General features: G+C 54.6%; 1 protein-coding gene and 1 pseudogene. Both read left to right on the plus strand.

Features of this window, described 5'->3' with window-relative positions; translation table 11 throughout:
• Positions 1 to 738: flagellin (locus tag AB5Y93_RS00005; RefSeq protein WP_368228603.1), on the plus strand; the 738-nt coding region annotated here is incomplete at its 5' end.
• A gap of 601 nt (positions 739 to 1,339) precedes the next feature.
• A pseudogene (locus tag AB5Y93_RS00010) lies at positions 1,340 to 1,429 on the plus strand (flagellin); the annotation flags it as partial.

A 1,429-nucleotide genomic window follows, 5' to 3' on the forward strand; every position in this document is an offset into this window, starting at 1 on the left:
ACCTCCCAGGTAAACGGCCTGGACCAGGGCAACCGCAACGCCAACGATGGCATCTCTCTGGCGCAGACCGCTGAAGGGGCCATGGACGAAGTGACCGGTATGCTGCAACGCATGCGTACCCTGGCACAACAATCTGCCAACGGCTCCAACTCCGCCAAGGATCGCGAAGCCCTGCAGAAGGAAGTGGATCAGCTGGGCTCCGAGATCAACCGCATCTCCACCGATACCACCTTCGCTGGCACCAAGCTGCTTGATGGTAACTACGGTGGCTCCTTCCAGGTAGGGGCGGATGCCAACCAGACCATCAGCTTCAGCCTTTCTCAAGCTGGGGGTTTTAGCATTTCCGGTATTTCTGCTGCAGCGAACACTACTGTGACGGCAGCGAGTGGTGGCACTCTTGCCGTGAGCACAATCTTCTTGAGTGGTAGTGCGGGTGGCATCAGTATCAGTACTCAGACTAATGCGCAAAACGTACTGGCCGCCGTCGATTCCATGTTGGGTATCGTGGACAGCAAGCGTGCCGAGCTGGGTGCGGTGCAGAACCGGCTGGATTCGACCATTCGCAACCAGTCCAATATCTCGGAAAACGTCTCTGCCGCTCGCTCCCGTATCCGTGATGCAGACTTCGCCACCGAAACTGCCAACATGACCAAGCAGAACATCCTGCAACAGGCGGCTTCCAGCATCCTGGCCCAGGCCAACCAGCGCCCGCAGTCTGCTCTGTCGCTTCTGGGCTGATAACCCTTGACAGGGCGGCTGTCCATGCCACCTAGGTCTAAAAAGGAAGCATTTTATGCTTCCTTTTTTATTTAGCCTCGGTCTTTCTGCTTGCGATAGGCAGTTGTGGCGTTTGCCACAGCTCAAGTGATGAGCATCGGTAAGGTAGTCTGCACGATGATATTCTCCTGGACCGGTACCTCGCGATAGTCCCGGTCCGTCTTGCCTCATGATGACTCACAACCAGCCACGACTAACCCGCAGCATCGAATGTGACGTTATCTTTCCACTCCGCTCATGGTTGTCTGATTGCCAGACTCACCACGGCAATATTCTCTCCGGCTATTTCTGCATCAAGGGAGGAGGTACTTTGCCACCTGGGTCGCCAAAAGCGGCAAGTATTTTCCTAAAGCTTCCGGCAGGGCTGCCGTTACAGATGATGAAGCAAATTGAAGGGTGTTCGGAAATCCAACATTTGCGCGACTGCGGGTTCGACGTCCGTTCAAACAGAGGGCCCGCCAGATGAGACAGACCGTTCAATCTGTCCATCTGAACGGTGGGATTCTGACTCGCTTGATGCAAGCAGGACCCGCAGTTTCTTGTTCATCAGGAGAAATCTTTTATGGCCATGTTTATCAACACCAACACTTCATCACTGAACGCCCAGCGTAACTTGATGAACACCACCAAGTCGTTGGATACCTCTTACACC

The organism is Aeromonas sp. R10-1 (genome assembly GCF_040908465.1).
Classification (GTDB): domain Bacteria; phylum Pseudomonadota; class Gammaproteobacteria; order Enterobacterales; family Aeromonadaceae; genus Aeromonas; species Aeromonas caviae.